The sequence below is a fragment of the Gordonia pseudamarae genome (genome assembly GCF_025273675.1).
Taxonomy (GTDB): domain Bacteria; phylum Actinomycetota; class Actinomycetes; order Mycobacteriales; family Mycobacteriaceae; genus Gordonia; species Gordonia pseudamarae.
The window spans coordinates 1208035-1224242 of sequence record NZ_CP045809.1 but is presented as its reverse complement, the minus strand read 5'-3'; the positions used below and the strand labels follow the sequence as shown (position 1 = coordinate 1224242).

15 protein-coding genes are annotated in these 16208 nt (G+C 68.9%); 7 read left to right on the top strand and 8 right to left on the bottom strand.

Annotated elements, in window-relative coordinates; translation table 11 throughout:
- Positions 1 to 24 precede the first annotated feature (24 nt).
- On the bottom strand, positions 25 to 1197 hold the full coding sequence (locus GII31_RS05360) for an MBL fold metallo-hydrolase (protein ID WP_407649892.1): 1173 nt from the start codon (positions 1195 to 1197) through the stop codon (positions 25 to 27).
- A 204-nt stretch (positions 1198 to 1401) separates the two neighbouring features.
- Here GII31_RS05360 and GII31_RS05355 point away from each other — a divergent pair, with 204 nt between their 5' ends.
- The 4 genes from GII31_RS05355 (at position 1402) to GII31_RS05340 (ending at position 5726) form a co-directional block, all read left to right on the top strand.
- Complete coding sequence (locus GII31_RS05355) at positions 1402 to 2022, top strand: TetR/AcrR family transcriptional regulator (RefSeq protein ID WP_260840320.1); 621 nt, start codon at positions 1402 to 1404, stop codon at positions 2020 to 2022.
- The gene (locus GII31_RS05350) at positions 2006 to 3262 is read left to right on the top strand and encodes an alanine racemase (protein WP_213247470.1); all 1257 of its coding nucleotides are present in this window, start codon (positions 2006 to 2008) and stop codon (positions 3260 to 3262) included. Before GII31_RS05355 ends, GII31_RS05350 begins: the two co-directional genes overlap by 17 nt.
- Complete coding sequence (locus tag GII31_RS05345; protein WP_213247468.1) at positions 3259 to 4572, top strand: D-arabinono-1,4-lactone oxidase; 1314 nt, start codon at positions 3259 to 3261, stop codon at positions 4570 to 4572. Before GII31_RS05350 ends, GII31_RS05345 begins: the two co-directional genes overlap by 4 nt.
- A 77-nt stretch (positions 4573 to 4649) precedes the next feature.
- Positions 4650 to 5726: an XdhC family protein gene (locus GII31_RS05340; RefSeq protein ID WP_213247466.1), complete on the top strand. Its 1077-nt coding sequence runs from the start codon at positions 4650 to 4652 to the stop codon at positions 5724 to 5726.
- A 35-nt stretch (positions 5727 to 5761) separates the two neighbouring features.
- Here GII31_RS05340 and GII31_RS05335 read toward each other — a convergent pair whose 3' ends face one another.
- Together GII31_RS05335 and GII31_RS05330 are read right to left on the bottom strand one after the other, a co-directional pair.
- Positions 5762 to 7387 (bottom strand): vWA domain-containing protein, encoded by a 1626-nt coding sequence (locus GII31_RS05335; RefSeq protein ID WP_213247464.1) that lies wholly within the window; start codon positions 7385 to 7387, stop codon positions 5762 to 5764.
- A gap of 235 nt (positions 7388 to 7622) precedes the next feature.
- Complete coding sequence (locus tag GII31_RS05330; protein WP_213247462.1) at positions 7623 to 8351, bottom strand: enoyl-CoA hydratase; 729 nt, start codon at positions 8349 to 8351, stop codon at positions 7623 to 7625.
- A 66-nt stretch (positions 8352 to 8417) separates the two neighbouring features.
- On the opposite strand from GII31_RS05330, the gene GII31_RS05325 reads away from it, so the two are divergent.
- Positions 8418 to 9524 carry an NAD(P)-binding domain-containing protein gene (locus tag GII31_RS05325; protein ID WP_213247460.1) on the top strand — a complete coding sequence of 369 codons (1107 nt, stop codon included), beginning with the start codon at positions 8418 to 8420 and terminating at the stop codon, positions 9522 to 9524.
- A gap of 132 nt (positions 9525 to 9656) precedes the next feature.
- On the opposite strand, the gene GII31_RS05320 is transcribed toward GII31_RS05325, so the two are convergent.
- The 3 genes from GII31_RS05320 to GII31_RS05310 all read right to left on the bottom strand — a co-directional run bounded on the left by GII31_RS05320 (position 9657) and on the right by GII31_RS05310 (position 12450).
- Positions 9657 to 10016: an FKBP-type peptidyl-prolyl cis-trans isomerase gene (locus GII31_RS05320; protein ID WP_213247458.1), complete on the bottom strand. Its 360-nt coding sequence runs from the start codon at positions 10014 to 10016 to the stop codon at positions 9657 to 9659.
- 95 nt (positions 10017 to 10111) lie between these two features.
- Complete coding sequence (locus GII31_RS05315; RefSeq protein ID WP_213247456.1) at positions 10112 to 11428, bottom strand: citrate synthase; 1317 nt, start codon at positions 11426 to 11428, stop codon at positions 10112 to 10114.
- A 62-nt stretch (positions 11429 to 11490) separates the two neighbouring features.
- Complete coding sequence (locus GII31_RS05310) at positions 11491 to 12450, bottom strand: carbohydrate kinase family protein (protein WP_213247454.1); 960 nt, start codon at positions 12448 to 12450, stop codon at positions 11491 to 11493.
- 128 nt (positions 12451 to 12578) lie between these two features.
- Here GII31_RS05310 and GII31_RS05305 point away from each other — a divergent pair, with 128 nt between their 5' ends.
- Both GII31_RS05305 and GII31_RS05300 read left to right on the top strand, forming a co-directional pair.
- Positions 12579 to 13244 (top strand): 5-oxoprolinase subunit B family protein, encoded by a 666-nt coding sequence (locus tag GII31_RS05305; RefSeq protein ID WP_213247452.1) that lies wholly within the window; start codon positions 12579 to 12581, stop codon positions 13242 to 13244.
- Positions 13241 to 14113 (top strand): 5-oxoprolinase subunit C family protein, encoded by an 873-nt coding sequence (locus GII31_RS05300; protein ID WP_213247450.1) that lies wholly within the window; start codon positions 13241 to 13243, stop codon positions 14111 to 14113. The genes GII31_RS05305 and GII31_RS05300 overlap by 4 nt, the downstream gene beginning before the upstream one ends.
- A gap of 34 nt (positions 14114 to 14147) precedes the next feature.
- Here the strand turns inward: GII31_RS05300 and GII31_RS05295 are convergent, their stop codons facing one another.
- Both GII31_RS05295 and pdxH read right to left on the bottom strand, forming a co-directional pair.
- Complete coding sequence (locus tag GII31_RS05295; RefSeq protein WP_213247448.1) at positions 14148 to 15416, bottom strand: MFS transporter; 1269 nt, start codon at positions 15414 to 15416, stop codon at positions 14148 to 14150.
- A gap of 2 nt (positions 15417 to 15418) precedes the next feature.
- Positions 15419 to 16165, bottom strand: coding sequence for a pyridoxamine 5'-phosphate oxidase (pdxH, locus tag GII31_RS05290; protein ID WP_213247446.1), 747 nt, complete (start codon positions 16163 to 16165; stop codon positions 15419 to 15421).
- Positions 16166 to 16208 lie beyond the last annotated feature (43 nt).

Sequence of the window (16208 nt, the reverse complement as noted above, 5' to 3'; positions counted from 1 at the left end):
CCGCTGTTCCTGAATTCCGCACGCTCACGCCGATCGCTCCCACCAGGACGGATCGTGTAGTCCGTCGCCCGACCTGTGGATCAGGTCGATGCGGCCACCGGGTGGCGGGATGAGCACCGCGGCGGCCTCCGACTGCGCCGAGGGCAACAGTCGCCGCACCGGGTCCGACCAGGTGTGCCGTGCCAGATTGAATGTGCCCCAATGGATCGGCATCATAACCGCATCGCCCACCGAGGACCCCGAGAGCATCCGGTGCACCGTGATCGCCTCCTCGGGGTTCAGGTGGATGTCGGGCCAGAGCGGATCGTAGGCGCCGATCGCGATAAGTGTCAGGTCGAACGGTCCCACCGTGGCCCCGGTCTCGGCGAACCGCTCGGTGAAACCGCTGTCGCCGGAGAAGAAGAAGCTGTGCGCGGGCCCCCGGACACCCCAGCTCGCCCACTGGGTGAGGTTGCGGTCGAGGAACCGGCCAGAGAAGTGCCGGGCAGGGCAGCAGGTGAAGGTGATCGACCGCCCCGCCACCGGCAGCGTGAGCGCCTGGCCCCAGTCGGCCTGCCGGATGCGTTCGGGCGCGATCCCCCACGCCTGCAGGTGCGCCCCGACGCCCACCGGCGCCACGAACAGCACCTCGGGGCGGGTCAGCGCGATCTCGACGACGGTCTCGTAGTCGAGGTGATCGTAGTGATCGTGGCTGATCAGCACCACGTCGACGACGGGCAGCCCGGCGACCGTCGACGGCGCCGGATGCAGCCGTGCGGGGCCGACCAGTTCGCTCGGTGAGCAACGTCTGCTCAGCACGGGATCGGTGAGGATCCGCACGCCGTCGAGTTCGACCAGGACCGTCGCATGTCCGAGCCAGGTGGCGGCCAGGTCGGCGCGGGCGTCGTCGAATCCGGGAAGGGTGAACGCGGGGGTGAGGACCCGCACCGGTCGCTGCGGCCTGCCCGGCCTGCGCACCATGTCGCGCAGCAACGACCCGTCGGACTCCACCGGCGGGCTCGGCGGTTCGATGTTGGTGAAACGCCCGCCCCGCTGATGGGGCGAGTCCTGAACGTGCGGCCGGATCTGCTCGCGGCCGGCACCGAGCGCGCGGACCACCGGGACGCCGGTCCCCGCCAGCTTCGTGGCGGCCCCGCCCGCGGCCTGTCGGGTGGCGGAGGCGGCCGAGGACACAGCTCGCCGTGCGGCTTGCGACACGGTGCTCCGTGGGGGACTCTGACTCACTCCGACCACATTAGCGGCGTGTTCCGGCCGTGTCGGGCTTCGACCCGCAGGCGCGGTGATTACCGCACCGGTGACTCCACCGCGGACACCTCGGCCGCTGGTAGGATCACGCAGGTCGTCAACCGACACAGAGCTGCCCTTGCCCGAGAACCACCACGGTGTTCCGAGAGTGAATCCATGACCCGCATGCCTGTCGAACAGCGCCGCAAGGCACTGGTCGAGGCAGCATTCGAAGTGATCGCCGAGCGCAGTGCCGAGGGCGCCACCACCCGCACCATCTGCTCACACGCCGGAATGCCGCTGGCAAGTTTTCACTACGCCTTCGAGAGCCGTGACGACCTGCTACGGCGCGTCATGCTCACCACCGTGCCCGAGGAGATCAGCGACTGGGTGTCCACGATGGTGCCCGGTCGCGGTGCCGGGGTCACCGGACGCGCCGGTCTCGAGGAGGGCCTGCGCACGCACCTGGGCGTGTTCCACAGCGTGCTCCAATCCGGTCCGGGCCGGATGCGCGCATGCGTCTCGCTCGCCTTGTACGCCCATAACCATCCCCCGCTGGCCGATGCTGCCAAGGAGATGTTCGATCACCTGTACGCCATCGCCGAACGGTCGCTGGTCGAGGCCGCCGACAACATGGGCGTACACTGGCTGACCCCTCCCCGCACGCTCGGCCGGTTTGTCGTGGGCACCACCACCGCGGCCGCCCTGGTCCATCTGGCCACCGCCGACGCGGAGGCCGTCGGCAACATCATTGACAGCACTATCGAACTGCTGATGTTTCATGTGGCCGACGACTGATCCGACGACCGCCCCGTGGCGGTCCGATCCCGACGAGTACTGGCGGAGCATCGATGCCGCGGTCCGCGAGGAGGGCTGCGACAGTCCCGTGGCAGTCCTGGACCTGACCGCCTTCGAACACAATGTGGCCGACCTGCGCCGCCGTGCCGGTGGCGTGCCGATCCGGGTGGCGTCCAAGTCGATCCGGGTGCGCGCGGTGATCTCGGAGATCCTCGGCCGCCCCGGATTCGCCGGTGTGCTTGCCTACGACGTCGCCGAAGCCGTATGGCTGGCAACGAAATCCGACGTCAGCGACGTACTGCTCGGCTATCCCTCGGTACGCCCGCACGCGCTGCGCGCACTCGTCGCCGACGATGTCGCCCGTTCCCGGGTTACCCTGCTCGTGGACTCCGTCGAACACCTCGATCGGGTCGACGCGGTGACACCGCCCGGCGGACGCGGCGAGGTGCGGGTGGCCATCGACCTGGACGCCTCGCTGAGGATCGGCGGCGGACGCGTACACCTCGGGGTCCGCCGCTCACCCGTGCACAGCCCCCAGCAGGCTCGAGCGCTCGCCGAGAACATCGACAGCAGAAGAGGTTTCGCACTCGTAGGAGTGATGTCCTACGAGGCGCAGGTGGCCGGCATGGGCAACGGCGCGGCGGGCAGACCACTCACCAACGCCGCGGTGCGGCTGCTCCAGCGACGATCGATGGCCGAGCTCATCGAACGGCGCGGCGCGGCGATCGAGGCGATCGGCTCGATCTGCGAGCTCGAGTTCGTCAACGGCGGCGGTACGGGCTCCCTGGAGGTCACCGCGACCGATCCATCGGTGACCGACATCGCCGCGGGCAGCGGGTTCTTCGGTGGCCACCTGTTCGATTCGTACGCCCATTTCCGGCCCGCCCCGGCGGTCGCCTTCGGGCTCGACGTGGTGCGGCTGCCCGCGCCCGGCATCGCCACCTGTGCGGGCGGCGGCTGGATCGCGTCCGGTCCACCCGGCGCCGACCGGCTGCCGCTGCCGGTGTGGCCCGCCGGACTGCGGTACGTGGGCACCGAGGCCGCCGGCGAGGTACAGACACCGCTGCGCGGCACGGCCGGGCTCACCGTCGGTGATCGGGTATGGTTCCGGCACACCAAATCCGGAGAGATCAGCGAAAGGGTCAACGAGGTGGTGATGCTCGCCCGCGCCGGCGACGGGTCCGCCCGCGTCGTCGACCGGCTGCCCACCTACCGCGGCGAAGGGAAGTGTTTTCTGTGAATCAGTCCACCGGGCACCGTTGGCACAACTGGGGCCGCACCGTCTCGTGTGCCCCGAGCCGCACCGAATCCCCGTCCGATGCTCGGCAGATCGCCCAGATCATCACACGGGCAAGGGAATCAGGCACCACCGTGAAGCCGATCGGCGCCGGGCACAGCTTCACCGCCATCGCCGCCACCGACGACATCCGGCTGGACCTGAGCAACCTGCGCGGACTGTCGGCCGTGGACACCGAACGCAAGCAGGTCACCCTGTACGCGGGTACCCGCCTCCACGAGATCCCCGAACTGCTTGCGCCGCACGGATTGGCGATGGTCAACCTCGGAGACATCGACCGGCAGACCATATCCGGGGCCATCTCCACCGGAACCCACGGCACCGGATTGCGGTTCGGCGGCATCGCCACCCAGATCGTCGGCGCCACCCTCGTCACCGGCACCGGTGAGATCACCACCGTCACCGCCGGCGACGACCTGCGGGCGGTGGCCCTCGGCCTCGGCGCACTCGGTGTACTCGTCGAGGTCACGGTGCAATGCGCCGACGCTTTCTGCCTGCGCGCCGACGAGCGCCCCCGGGATGCCGACGAGACCTTCGACTCGTTTCTTGATGAGGTCGCCGCACAGGACCACTACGAGTTCTACTGGTTTCCGCACACCAGCCGGACACTGACCAAGACCAACACCCGACTGCCGGCGAACACCGCCGCCACCGGCCCCGGCAGGGTTCGCCGGTACATCGACGACGAGCTGCTGAGCAACAAGTTGTTCGGTGTACTGTGCGAGGTGGGCGCCAAGGCCCCGCGCCTGGTGCGCCCGATCAACCAGGTGAGCTCGCGGGCACTGTCGGCCCGCACCTTCACCGATGTCTCGACCGGCGTATTCACCTCCGCACGCAACGTGCGATTCGGCGAATCGGAGTTCGCGATTCCGCTGGAGGCGGTGCCCGAGGCCCTGCGGGACATCAGGAACATGGTGGACCGCAAGGGCTTCCGGGTCAGCTTTCCGATCGAGGTCCGGGCCGCAGGTGCCGACGACCTGCTCTTGTCGACCGCCTCGGGCCGCGACAGCGGCTATATCGCCGTGCACCGCTACCACCGCGACGACCCGGCCGACTCGGCCGCCTACTTCGCCGCGTTCGAGGCCATCATGGTCTCCTATGACGGCCGCCCGCACTGGGGCAAGCTCCATACCCGCGACGCCGGTCACCTGGCCCGGTCCTATCCCGGTTTCGCCGAGTTCGGCACCATCCGCGACCGCTACGACCCCGACCGGGTCTTCGCCAACCAGTATCTCCGGCGGGTGCTGGGCTGACCGACGGCCCACCGGAGCATCCCGGACGGGGCGGGTGACGGAGTGCGCGATCGGTGCACCGGGGCGACAATGGTGCAATGCGTACCGTGCTCGACCAGCTCATCACCGGCCTGTCCGTCGGCCCGGTCGCGCTGGCGCGGATCGCGTCCGCGACGGGTTCGGTACCGAGCGCCGTGGGTGCCGCGGTGCTGGTCGGCCCCTCGGGTGCGGTGATCGGATCGTTGTCGTCGGGATGCGTGGATGCCGCCGTCGTCGAATCCGCCGGTCAGGTCCTGCGCACCGGCGAGGCGATGTTCGAGGAGTTCGGCGTCGATGACTCCGGCGGTTTCGGGGTGGGCCTGGTGTGTGGCGGCACCATCGGGGTGTTCGTCGAGCGGGTCAACCCGGACCGGCTGCCGTTGCTGCGCGATCTGCGCGAACGGATCCGCGCCGGTGCCCCGGTCGCCCTGACCGCGTCGCTGTCGGGAACACCGCACTGGAGTCTGCGTGATCCCGGCGCCTCGGACGGGTGGCGGGCCCTGGACCGTGACATCGACGATCTGCTGTCGGCCGGGCGGTCCGGGATCGTCGGCGGCGACGGCTGTGAGGACGCCGTCCGGCCCCGCGCCCTGGTGCAGGTCTTCGCCCCACCCCGTCGGCTGATCCTGGTGGGCGCCAACGATTTCGTTCGCGAGCTCACGGTCCTGGGCGCCCAGCTCGGGATGCGGGTGATCGTCGTCGACGCCCGCCCGGTGTTCGCCACCGCCGCCCGCTTCCCGGCGGCCGACGAGGTGGTGGTGGACTGGCCCGACCGCTATCTGCGCCGGGAGATCGATGCGGGCACCGTCGGTGCGTCGTGCGCGGTGTGCGTCATGACGCACGACACCAAGTTCGACGTACCCGCGCTGACCGTCGCGCTGCGGGCCCGGACCCCGCTGGGCTTCGTCGGGGCGCTCGGGTCGCGACGCACCCACGACGACCGGTTGCGGCGGCTGCGGGCGGCCGGACTCACCGATGCCGAACTGGCTCCGCTGCGCTCACCCGTCGGTCTTGATCTCGGTGGCCACACCCCCGCAGAGGCCGCGGTGTCGATCGCCGCGCAGATCATCGCCGAGCGCACCCACGCCACCGGCCGGCCGCTGCATTCGATGTCGGGCGCGATCCACCGGCGCTGATCCACCGGGGCGCCGCCCCCTCGATCCTGACCGAGTCAGTCCTGCACGAGCTTGGACACCTCTGTGGTGAAGATGCCCTTGATGTCCTTGGGCTCGCGGGCGATGTAGCTGGTTCCGCCGGTGACCTCGCCGATCTTCCTGAGCGCCGACTCGTCGGCCTCATCGGACACCCCGATGGCGACGATCCGCACCGGCCGACCCGGGTCCTGTAGGGAGGCGAGCTGACTGAGGAGTTCGTCAAGGGTGATGCTGTCGGCGTCCTCGTTCTTGCCGTCGGTGACGATGGCGACGGTGTTGGTGGTGGTCGGATCGTAGGTGTCCACCATCCGCTTGTAGGCGGCGAGCGTGGTGTCGTACAGCCCGGTGCCACCGCCGAGTTTGTCGGACATCGCCTTTCGGATCAACGCGGCCAGGCGTGCCCGGTGACGGGAACCTGCGGACCTGTCGTCGAGGCGCCTGATCGGGGCGACCTCTTTCCAGTCCTTGCCCTTGCCGCCCTTGTTGATGCCGAAGATCCACAATCCGACCTTCGCACTGTTGCCGAGCAGCTCCAGACCCCCGACGGTCGCCTCGGCCACCAACTCCGCACGTGAGGCGCCTCCGGTGCGTGTCCGCATCGAACCCGATGTGTCGAGCACCTCGAGCATCCGCGTCGGAATGGCGAAGATCTGCCAGTTCTGCAATGCCTTGTCGATCACGGCGGTGTCGTCGAACGTGAGCACCGTGACCGCCGAACCGATCCCGGTACCGTCCGCGGAACGGAAACCCTTCTCGTTGAGGATTTTACGGCCGCTAATGGACTCGGCCGACTCGACCAGACGCCGCCCCGCCCGGGCCGCGAGGTCGCGGCGGGCCTGCTGAGCGGTGTTGACCAGCGGGTAGGTCAGCATCACCGTGCCCTCGGCGGGAACCTTGGCCATCAGTCTCGAACCGGGATTGCCGCGCAGGAACGACAGGTACTGCTGTTCGCTGGCCACGGTGGGGACGTCGGAGGTGTTGGCGAGCGCGAACCGGGCGTCGTCGCTGTCCTTGCCGACCGCGACGCTGTGTCGCTGCGTCGCCATCATCGTCATCGCCTGGACGAATGTGGACTGCGAGATCTTTCCGGCCGCGAGCGATGCCACCCCGCCGATGATCGGAGCTTCTCCCGTCGACGTATCGATCGGATTGCCGACCTGTAGTTTCGGCATGCTCATCACCTCGACCCAGCTCTTCGGACTGCCCAGCATGCTGCCCACCACCACCACCGGCGAACTGGCCACCGAGGGCGCCACCAGATCGGTCTTGATGCGCACCTGTTCGGTGACCCGGCGGGCCCGGGTCTGCGAATCCGCCAGCCACAGGTCCACGGAGGTGTCGCGCGCACTCAACCTGCCCGGAACGTCGACATTGGCGACCGCGGCGATGCGGTAGTCGAAGCAGGAGTTCTTCGATGCCGCCGCCGCGATCGGCCCCAGCGGCTCGGCCACCGCGGCATCGGTCATCACCGAGATCTGTGTCCGTTCACCGCCGCAACCGTCGGCAAGGTGACGGTACACCAGCACACCGCCGATCAGCACGGCCACCAGTGCCACCCCGATCAGCGCCCTGCCCCGTCGCCGGGCACGCAACCGCCCGAATCCGGCAGCCGTGCCGCCGCCCGCGTTGATATGCCGTGCCATGTCGAGTGCGCTCCCCCACCAAGCCAATTCACGCCGCATAGATCCCGCCGTCGTCTGATCATGTGTCAGACACCCTGGACAGCCTAGCCGAACAAACCCCATCCGTACCAAGGCGAACGATCTTATTCGGCACCGCATACGTGAACGGCACGATAGTGAATAGCTTTCGGCGACTTGACAATCAATCCATATCAGCAAGTAGCGAGACGTGGGTCACCCTCGACCGGTACCGGGCCTACCGCCCGTGGAAGACCGGCTTTCGCTTGGCGGCACGGGCCGCCCGCGCCTCCTTCATGTCCTCACTGGTCCAGCACCGCTGCATCGCGGCGATGCGTTCGGGGGCGGGCTCCTCGCGGGCCTCGGCGTTGAGCACCAGCTTGTAGTGCGCAAGGGTGAGCGGGGCCAGTTCCGAGATCTCCGCCGCCCACGCCTGCGCGGCGGCCAGATCGCCGATGCGGTTGGTGAAGCCCAGTTCCAGACCACGCTCGGCGGACAGGGTTTCACAACCCAGCAGGATGTTGCGGGCCTGCCCGGCACCCACCAGCGTGACCAGCCGGCGGATTGTCCACTCATCCACGGCCACACCGAGCTTGGCCGCGGGAATGGCCACCTGGGTGCCGGATGTGAGGACACGCAGATCGGCGGCCATCGCCAACTGCAGTCCCGCGCCGATGGCCGCCCCGTTGACCGCCGCGAGCACCGGCACCGGCACCGATTCGATCTTCTCCATCAATGCCATCAGGCTGTCGAGGAAACCCAGATCATAGACCGGTCCGGACAGATCGGCACCCGCGCTGAACACCGGGCCGCGACCGGCGAGCACGATGGCGCGCGCCCCGCCGTCGACCGCCTCACCGAACGCCTCGGACAGTCCCGACAGCATGTCCGCGTTGAGCGCGTTGCGCTTGTCCGCACGGTTGAGTTCGATGGTCACCACGGCATCTGTCCGGCTGCTACGAATCATGCACGCAGCCTACCGAGAAGGGTGCCGACCATGCCGGGCGACGTCGCGTCGGGTACACAGGTGAGGATGAGTATCGACAGGATCGAGCACACCGATGTGCTGGTCATCGGTGGTGGCCAGGCCGGGTTGTCGGCCGCCTACTTCCTGCACCGAACCGGCCTCGGCGGAGACTACCAACTGCTCGACCAAGCCCCCGAACCCGGCGGCGCGTGGCAGTTCCGCTGGCCCACATTGACTCTGGCGGCCGCCAACCGGGTACACGATCTCCCCGGGTACGGGTTGCAGGAGGCCCTGGGCACCGACTGCGACGAATTGCCCGCCGCGAGCTCGGTCCCGAGATACTTCGGCGACTACGAGAGCCGGTTCGGGCTTCACGTCCGGCGACCGGTCGGGGTCCGGGCGGTCCATCGCGACCCCTCGGGCCCCCGCTACCGCATCACGACGGCCGACGGCACCACCATGACCGCGGCGACGATCATCAACGCCTCCGGAACCTGGGATCGGCCGTTCGTGCCGTACATCAGCGGCATCGACACCTTTCGCGGACGGCAACTACACACCCACGACTATCGGCGACCCGAGGAGTTCGCCGGTCGGCGGGTGCTCGTGGTGGGCGCAGGCATCTCGGCCATCCAGTTGCTGATCGAGATCGCCCGCAATGCGCCCGGTGTCCGGACGTTCTGGTGCTCACGGCGCGAACCGACGTTCACCGACGGGCCGTTCACCCCCGACCAGGGCCGTGCGGCCGTGGCCAGGGTGGAGCAACGGGTACGCGCCGGACTGCCACCCACCTCCGTGGTGTCGGTGACCGGGCTGCGCAACACGCCGTCGATCACCGCCGCGCGCGCCGACGGCATCCTGGCGTGGCGGCCGATGTTCACCGCCATCACCGACACAGGCGTGTTGTGGGCCTGCGGGGACGGTCCCGACGAGGAACTGGCCGTCGACACCATCTTCTGGAACACCGGATTCCGCAGCTCCCTCGATCACCTCGCGCCCCTGCGGCTGCGGGCGCCCGGCGGTGGTATCACGATGACCGGGCGGCTGGCGACGGTCGTCGCCGACGATCCGTATGTGCAGTTGCTCGGCTACGGCCCGTCCGCCTCGACGATCGGCGCCAACCGGGCCGGCCGGGCCGCCGCCGCTCACGTCGCGGATCTGCTCGGCAACTGACCCGACCGGACCGGCCGAAAGCGAGAACCGGCACGAACAACACCGGGTCCCCCGAACTACACCGGGCCCCAGAACGACGAGGGTCCGTGCGCATCACACGCACGGACCCTCGACGACTGTGACGGCGACCGATCAGCCGACGCCGAGCAGGTCGATCACAAAGATCAGCGTCTTGCCCGAGAGCCGGTGCCCGGCGCCCGCCGGACCGTACGCCAGGGCCGGCGGCACGGTGAGCCGGCGACGGCCGCCCACCTTCATGCCGGGGATGCCTTCCTGCCAGCCCGGAATCAGCCGGGGCAGCGGGAAATTCGCCGACTGGCCACGATCCCACGACGAATCGAACTCCTCGCCGGTCTCGTACTCGACACCCACGTAATGGACGTCGACGACACCGCCGGGCTTGGCCTCGTCGCCCTCGCCGACCACCAGATCGACGATCTGCAGTTCGACCGGGGCCGGGCCTTCGGGAAACTCGACGACGGGTTTGCTCATGGAACTCTCCTTTGAGTTGCGTTGTCCGGCCGGAAAACACACCGGCCGTACAGCGAAAACACCACGCGCCGGAGGTGGCGCGTGGTGTCGTGGGACTAGCGGGCGCTGAGGTCTACGTAGTCGCGTTCGGTGTAACCGGTGTACAACTGTCGCGGACGTCCGATCTTGGTGGTCGGGTCCTCGTGCATCTCGCGCCAGTGCGCGATCCAGCCGGGCAGCCGGCCGAGCGCGAAGAGCACGGTGAACATCCGGGTCGGGAAGCCCATCGCCCGGTAGATGACACCGGTGTAGAAATCGACGTTCGGGTACAGCTTGCGCGAGATGAAGTAGTCGTCGCTCAACGCGACCTCTTCCAGGCCCTTGGCGATGTCGAGCAGGTCGTCCTGCACGCCGAGGGATTGGAGAATGGTGTCGGCGGTCTTCTTGACGATCGCGGCGCGCGGGTCGTAGTTCTTGTACACCCGGTGCCCGAAGCCCATCAGCTTCACGCCGTCTTCTTTGTTCTTGACCTTGTTCATGAAGGCCTTGGTGTCGCCACCGGACCGCTTGATGTCCTCCAGCATCTCCAGCACCGCCTGGTTGGCGCCGCCGTGCAGCGGACCCCACAGCGCATTGATGCCACCGGAGATAGAGGTGAACAGGTTGGCCTGCGAGGAACCGACGAGCCGGACCGTGGAGGTCGAACAGTTTTGTTCGTGGTCGGCGTGCAGGATGAACAGCATATCGAGTGCCTGGGCGACCTTGGGATCGACCTCGTATGGTTCGGCCGGGAAACCGAATGTCATGCGCAGGAAGTTCTCCACCAGCGACAGCGAGTTGTCGGGGTACAGGAACGGCTGGCCGGCCGACTTCTTGTGCGCGTAGGCCGCGATGGTCGGCAGCTTGGCCAGCAACCGGATCGTCGACAGTTCGACCTGCTCGGGATCCTTCGGGTCCAGCGAATCCTGGTAGTAGGCGCTGAGCGCGTTGACCGCACTGGAGAGCACCGGCATCGGATGCGCGTTACGCGGGAAGCCGTCGAAGAACCGCTTGAGATCCTCGTGCAGCAGGGTGTGCCGCTGGATCTTGGTGGTGAAGTCATCGAGCTGGGCGGGCGTGGGCAGCTCGCCATAGATCAGCAGATAGCTGACCTCGATGAATGTCGATTTCTCGGCCAACTGGTCGATCGGGATACCGCGGTAGCGCAGGATGCCCGCGTCGCCGTCGATATAGGTGATGGCCGACTTGGTGGACGCCGTGTTGACGAAACCGCCGTCGAAAGTTGTCAGTCCCGTCTCGGAAAGCAACTTGCCGAGCGCGATCGAATCGCTGCCCTCGGCCGCCTTGAGGATCGGGAGTTGCAGCTGTCCACCTGGATAAGTGATGGAGGCCGTGTCGGTTGCCTGGTCGGCTGGGACTGTTTCAGCGGACACGCGATCCCCTTCTTGCATTGAAGTGAATTTTGTTGTGGTCCGGTAGGACCATTGGGTACAACCTAGTCGGTTCTCAGCTCGCTCGCCCACGGAGGGTCTGCTCCGGGCCTGGAAACTGTAACGGCGGCGACCTCCGCGGCGAATACTGCGACCTCCCGCCAGTCGTCAACCTCGAGTCCCGCAAGCGCCTCCGCCGACAGCGCATCACGCTGCTGCAAGGCCCGCACGATAGCCCCCATCACGCTGTCACCAGCACCGATGGTGTCGGCGACGGCCACCGCACAGGAGTCGACATGCGCGGTGAAATCGCTGGTGGCGACCGTGATCCCGGCAGAACCTGCGGTGGTGACAACAGCACCGACACCTGCGGCGAGCCACTCGGGCACCGACGAACCCGCGCCGCCCTCGCCGAGCCAGCGCTGATCCTCGTCGGAGAGCTTGAGCACATCCACCGACGGCAACCACGAGCGGAACCGCCGCCGGTAGGCATCCGGGTCGGCGATGACCGCGGACCTGATGTTGGGGTCGAGCACCACCAGCCGGCCCTGCGCGTGGGCGCGGTGCATGAGCGCCTCGTACGCCGACGCACCCGGCTCCAGGACCAGTGACAGGGTTCCGAAGCAGACCGCCCGCACCGACGGCGGCAGCTCACCCGGATCGGTCATCGTCCGGTCGGCGGTGCCGTCGACGTAGAAGGTGTACTGCGCGGCCCCGTCCGGACCGATGGTGGCCAGCGCCAGCGACGTGGGTTCGGGCCGTCGCGTCACCGGCGTCGTGTCGACGCCCGCCGCGCCGAGGGCGGTGATGATCGCCTCGCCGTAGGCGTCGGTGGAGACCACCGAACAGAACGACACCGCTCCGCCGAGTCTGCCGATGGTGACGGCCACGTTGAACGGTCCGCCGCCGAGCGCCGGTGCCAGCGAGGGCAGCGCGCCGGTCTCGGCGACCGAGGCCGACGGTGTCACCACCGCCGACTGCACCACGTCGACCAGCGCCTCACCACACACCACGATCTCGCGCACACCCTGCCCCTTTCGTCGCTGCCCCTGTGCCCATAGCAACCCTGTGCTTATCGTGCCAGTTGCCGTCGCGCGGCGGCGATCGGCGCAGGTATGGGGCGACGCGGACGCGCGCCCACTACGCTCGCGGTATGCGTGTATTGCCCGTCGGCCCCGACGCGCTGCTGCTGGATTTCGGTTCCGACGACGATCCGGCGGCGGCCGGTGACCACGCGTGGCGCACGCTCACCGACGCCCGCGCCACGGGTGCGCTGCCCACGATCACCGATCTGGTACCCGGCGCGCACACCCTGCTGGTGCAGGCCGAGTCCGGTGCCGGCGTGGACGTGCTCGGGGTGCGCCGCGCCCTGCGGGCGGCCGCGGCGGGGCCCGGTCAGCCGACGCATCCGCCGACGGTGTCGATACCGGTGGTGTACGACGGTGCCGATCTGGCCGCGGTGGCCGCGATCATCGGAACGGCGCCCGACGAGGTACCGGACCTGCACCGGCACACCCTGTGGCAGGTCCGGTTCATGGGTTTCGCACCGGGTTTCGGATATCTGTCGCCCGCCGGGCCGTCCGGTTCATCGCATCCGTTCGCCGGGGTCGGACGGCGCCCGGAGTCGCGCCCCCGGGTTCCGGCGGGGTCGGTGGCGATCGCCGCCGGCTACAGCGCCGTCTACCCGGGACCCAGTCCGGGAGGATGGTACCTGTTGGGACACACCGATATCCGATTATGGGACGATCGTGCCGAACAGCCCGCACTGCTCACGCCGGGCACCTTGGTCCGGTTCGTCACCGAAGGTGAGGACGGATGAATCAGGCGCACGTCCTGGCCACCGGCCCGCTCGCCACCGTGCAGGATCTGGGCCGGGGCGGCCACGCCCATCTCGGAGTGCCGCGCTCGGGCGGAGCCGACCGCGGCGCTCTGCGCCTGGCGAATCGGCTGGTGGGCAACCCCGAATCGGCGGCGGTGATAGAGGTGACACTCGGCGGACTGCGGCTGCGGGCCGCGCAGCGTCTGCTGGCCGCGGTGACCGGCGCGGTGGGGCAGGTCACCGCGAACGGGCGGCCGGTCGGCATCGGCGCCCGCATCGAACTGCCCGCCGGCGCCGAGTTGAGCGTCGGCTTCCCCGAGAGCGGTTGCCGCAGTTACGTGGCGATCCGGGGCGGAGTCGACGTGCCACCGGTGCTCGGCTCACGGTCCACCGACATCCTGTCCGGGCTCGGCCCGCCGCCGCTGGCGGCCGGCGATGTGCTGGACATCGGTGCGCCGCAAGCGGATCTACCGCCGGTCGCCCTGGCTCCGGTGGACACCCGACGCGACCGCGTCATCACCCTCGACATGTTCGACGGTCCACGCCGCGATCTGCTGGCCGAACCGGCCTGCCTGGTCACCGGGGTGTGGGAGGTCGGCGCCGACAGCAATCGGGTCGGCGTGCGGCTGTCCCGTCCCGCCGGTGCCACCGAGGCTCCCGCCCGTCACCGCTCCGACGCCGGCGAACTCGCGTCCGAAGGTCTCGCACACGGCGCGGTACAGGTGCCACCCACCGGCAACCCGGTGATCTTCCTCGCCGACCATCCGGTGACCGGCGGCTACCCCGTCGCCGGGGTGCTGACGGCGCGCTCACTCGACGCCGCCGCGCAGTTGGTGGCCGGTTCGCTGATCCGGTTCCGGGACCGCTGACCCCCGCCGGTCGGTGCGCCCAGTCCTCCCGCGCTCAGTTCTCCCGCGCGCCCACCCGGTAGCGCAGGAACGACGGGATCAGCGCCGCCGCCACGAGCGTGGCGAGGATCACGCCGACGCCGCCCATCGACGTCGCCCAGGCAACCCCCACCGATGCCGCGGCCGCACCGTGTGCGACGTCGGCGATTCGTGGCCCACCGGCCACCACCACGATGAACACCCCCTGCAGCCGTCCACGCACCTCGTCGGTGGCGGCGGCCAGCATGATCGACTGCCGGAACGCCGACGAGGCCATGTCCGCGGCGCCGCCGACCATCAGCAGCACCAGCACCACGGGCAATATCGGCAGCGCCGAACCACCGGCGAACGCCACCGCCAGCCCGGCACCGGCGACCGCGGCCCCCCAGATGAGGATGCACACGATCACCGCCAGCCCCTGCCGCCGAACCCGGCTCACCCAACCCGAGAACACCCCGCCCAGCACCGCACCCGCCGAGATGGCGATGAACAGCAGTGCGAACGCCCAGCCGCCCTCCTGCGGCCCGCCGAAGTTCTCGTGCGCCATCTGTGGGAACAGCGCCCGCGGCATTCCCAGGATCATGGCGATCAGGTCGACGACGAACGAGGCGAGCAGGATCTTCTCCCGCGACAGATAACGCAGCCCGTCGATCACCGCCCGCAGTCCCGCCGTCCGGGGCGCGTCGCCGTCGGGCGTCATCGACGGCAACCGGATCACGGCGAACAAGGTAGGCACCAGGAACATGGTGTCCAGCAGATACAGCGCCGGGAAACCCAGCACCGGGATCAGTGCGCCACCGACCAGCGGTCCCGCGATGGCACCGGCCTGGGTGACCGTCATCGACAGACTCAGCGCGGCGGGCAACTCCCGCGCGGGCAACAGTCGGGGCAGGATCGCGGTGCGGGTCGGCTGGTTGACCGCGAAGAACGCCTGCTGCACCGCGAACAGTGACAGGATCACCCACACGTTGTCGACGCCGGTGGCGGCCTGCGCCCAGAACAGCGCGCTGCATCCGATGAGACCGGCGGTGGTGCACACCAGCAGTGTCCGCCGGTCCATCGCGTCGGCGAGCGCGCCGCCCCACAGACCGAACACCACCAGCGGAACCAGACCGAACACACCCGTCAGACCGACATAGGCCGAACTACCGGTGATCAGGTAGATCTGCGCGGGTACCGCGACGATGGTCAGCTGGGCGCCGACCACCGTGACGATATTCGCCAGCCACAGCCGCCGGAAGTCGGGATTCCGCAGCGGTGCGGTGTCGGCCAGAAACCCCGGCACCCTCAGGGCTGCAATCGTCGCGCGTGCCAGCCGTCCTCACCCAGGATCAGCCGGACCCGGTTGTGCAACCGGTTGGCCCGGCCCTGCCAGAACTCGACGACCTGCGGCGTGATCCGGTAGCCACCCCAGTTGTCGGGCACGGGAACCGCTGGGCCCGAATCGAATCCGCCGAATCGGTGGGCCACCTCGGCGGCCTTGGCCTCCAGTTCGAGGCGGCTGCCGATAGGCTGCGACTGGTCCGACGCCGCCGCCGACAACTGCGATCCGCGGGGCCGTTTCGTCCAGTACTCGGCCGTTTCGGCGGCACTGACCTTGACCACCGGGCCCCGGACATGCACCTGCCGCTCCAGCGCGATCCACGGGAAGGTGACCGACGCGTACGGATGGACGGCCAGGTCACGGCCCTTGTCCGAGTCGTAGTTGGTGAAGAAGGTGATGCCGTCGGCGTCGGCGCCCTTGCACAGCACTGTACGGGTGACGGGCAGACCTGCGGCGTCGACCGTGCCGAGCACCATCGCGTTGGGTTCGGCGATCCGCGCGTCGAGCGCCTCGCGCAACCACACCTCGAACAGCTCGAGCCACGGCGGATCTCCGTGCAGCCAGCTCGGGTCGAGGTTCTCGCCGACCCCGTCGGCACCGGCGGCCCGGTCCCCTTCCCCGACGGTGGACGGGTGGATGTTCCCGTACCCGGCCCGCAGGCTGGGCAGGTCGACACGGTACCGGCGGGTGCCGGGAAGATCATCGTTCACGTAGTGGCAGGTTACTCCGCCGGTCCGCGAACATCCGGGCGGT

Coding starts and splice junctions, on each gene's coding strand:
- GII31_RS05355 (WP_260840320.1), top strand. CDS start 1,402: ATGACCCGCATGCCTGTCGAACAGCGCCGCAAGGCACTGGTCGAGGCA.
- GII31_RS05350 (WP_213247470.1), top strand. CDS start 2,006: ATGTGGCCGACGACTGATCCGACGACCGCCCCGTGGCGGTCCGATCCC.
- GII31_RS05340 (WP_213247466.1), top strand. CDS start 4,650: ATGCGTACCGTGCTCGACCAGCTCATCACCGGCCTGTCCGTCGGCCCG.
- GII31_RS05335 (WP_213247464.1), bottom strand. CDS start 7,387: ATGGCACGGCATATCAACGCGGGCGGCGGCACGGCTGCCGGATTCGGG.
- GII31_RS05330 (WP_213247462.1), bottom strand. CDS start 8,351: ATGATTCGTAGCAGCCGGACAGATGCCGTGGTGACCATCGAACTCAAC.
- GII31_RS05325 (WP_213247460.1), top strand. CDS start 8,418: ATGAGTATCGACAGGATCGAGCACACCGATGTGCTGGTCATCGGTGGT.
- GII31_RS05320 (WP_213247458.1), bottom strand. CDS start 10,016: ATGAGCAAACCCGTCGTCGAGTTTCCCGAAGGCCCGGCCCCGGTCGAA.
- GII31_RS05305 (WP_213247452.1), top strand. CDS start 12,579: ATGCGTGTATTGCCCGTCGGCCCCGACGCGCTGCTGCTGGATTTCGGT.
- GII31_RS05300 (WP_213247450.1), top strand. CDS start 13,241: ATGAATCAGGCGCACGTCCTGGCCACCGGCCCGCTCGCCACCGTGCAG.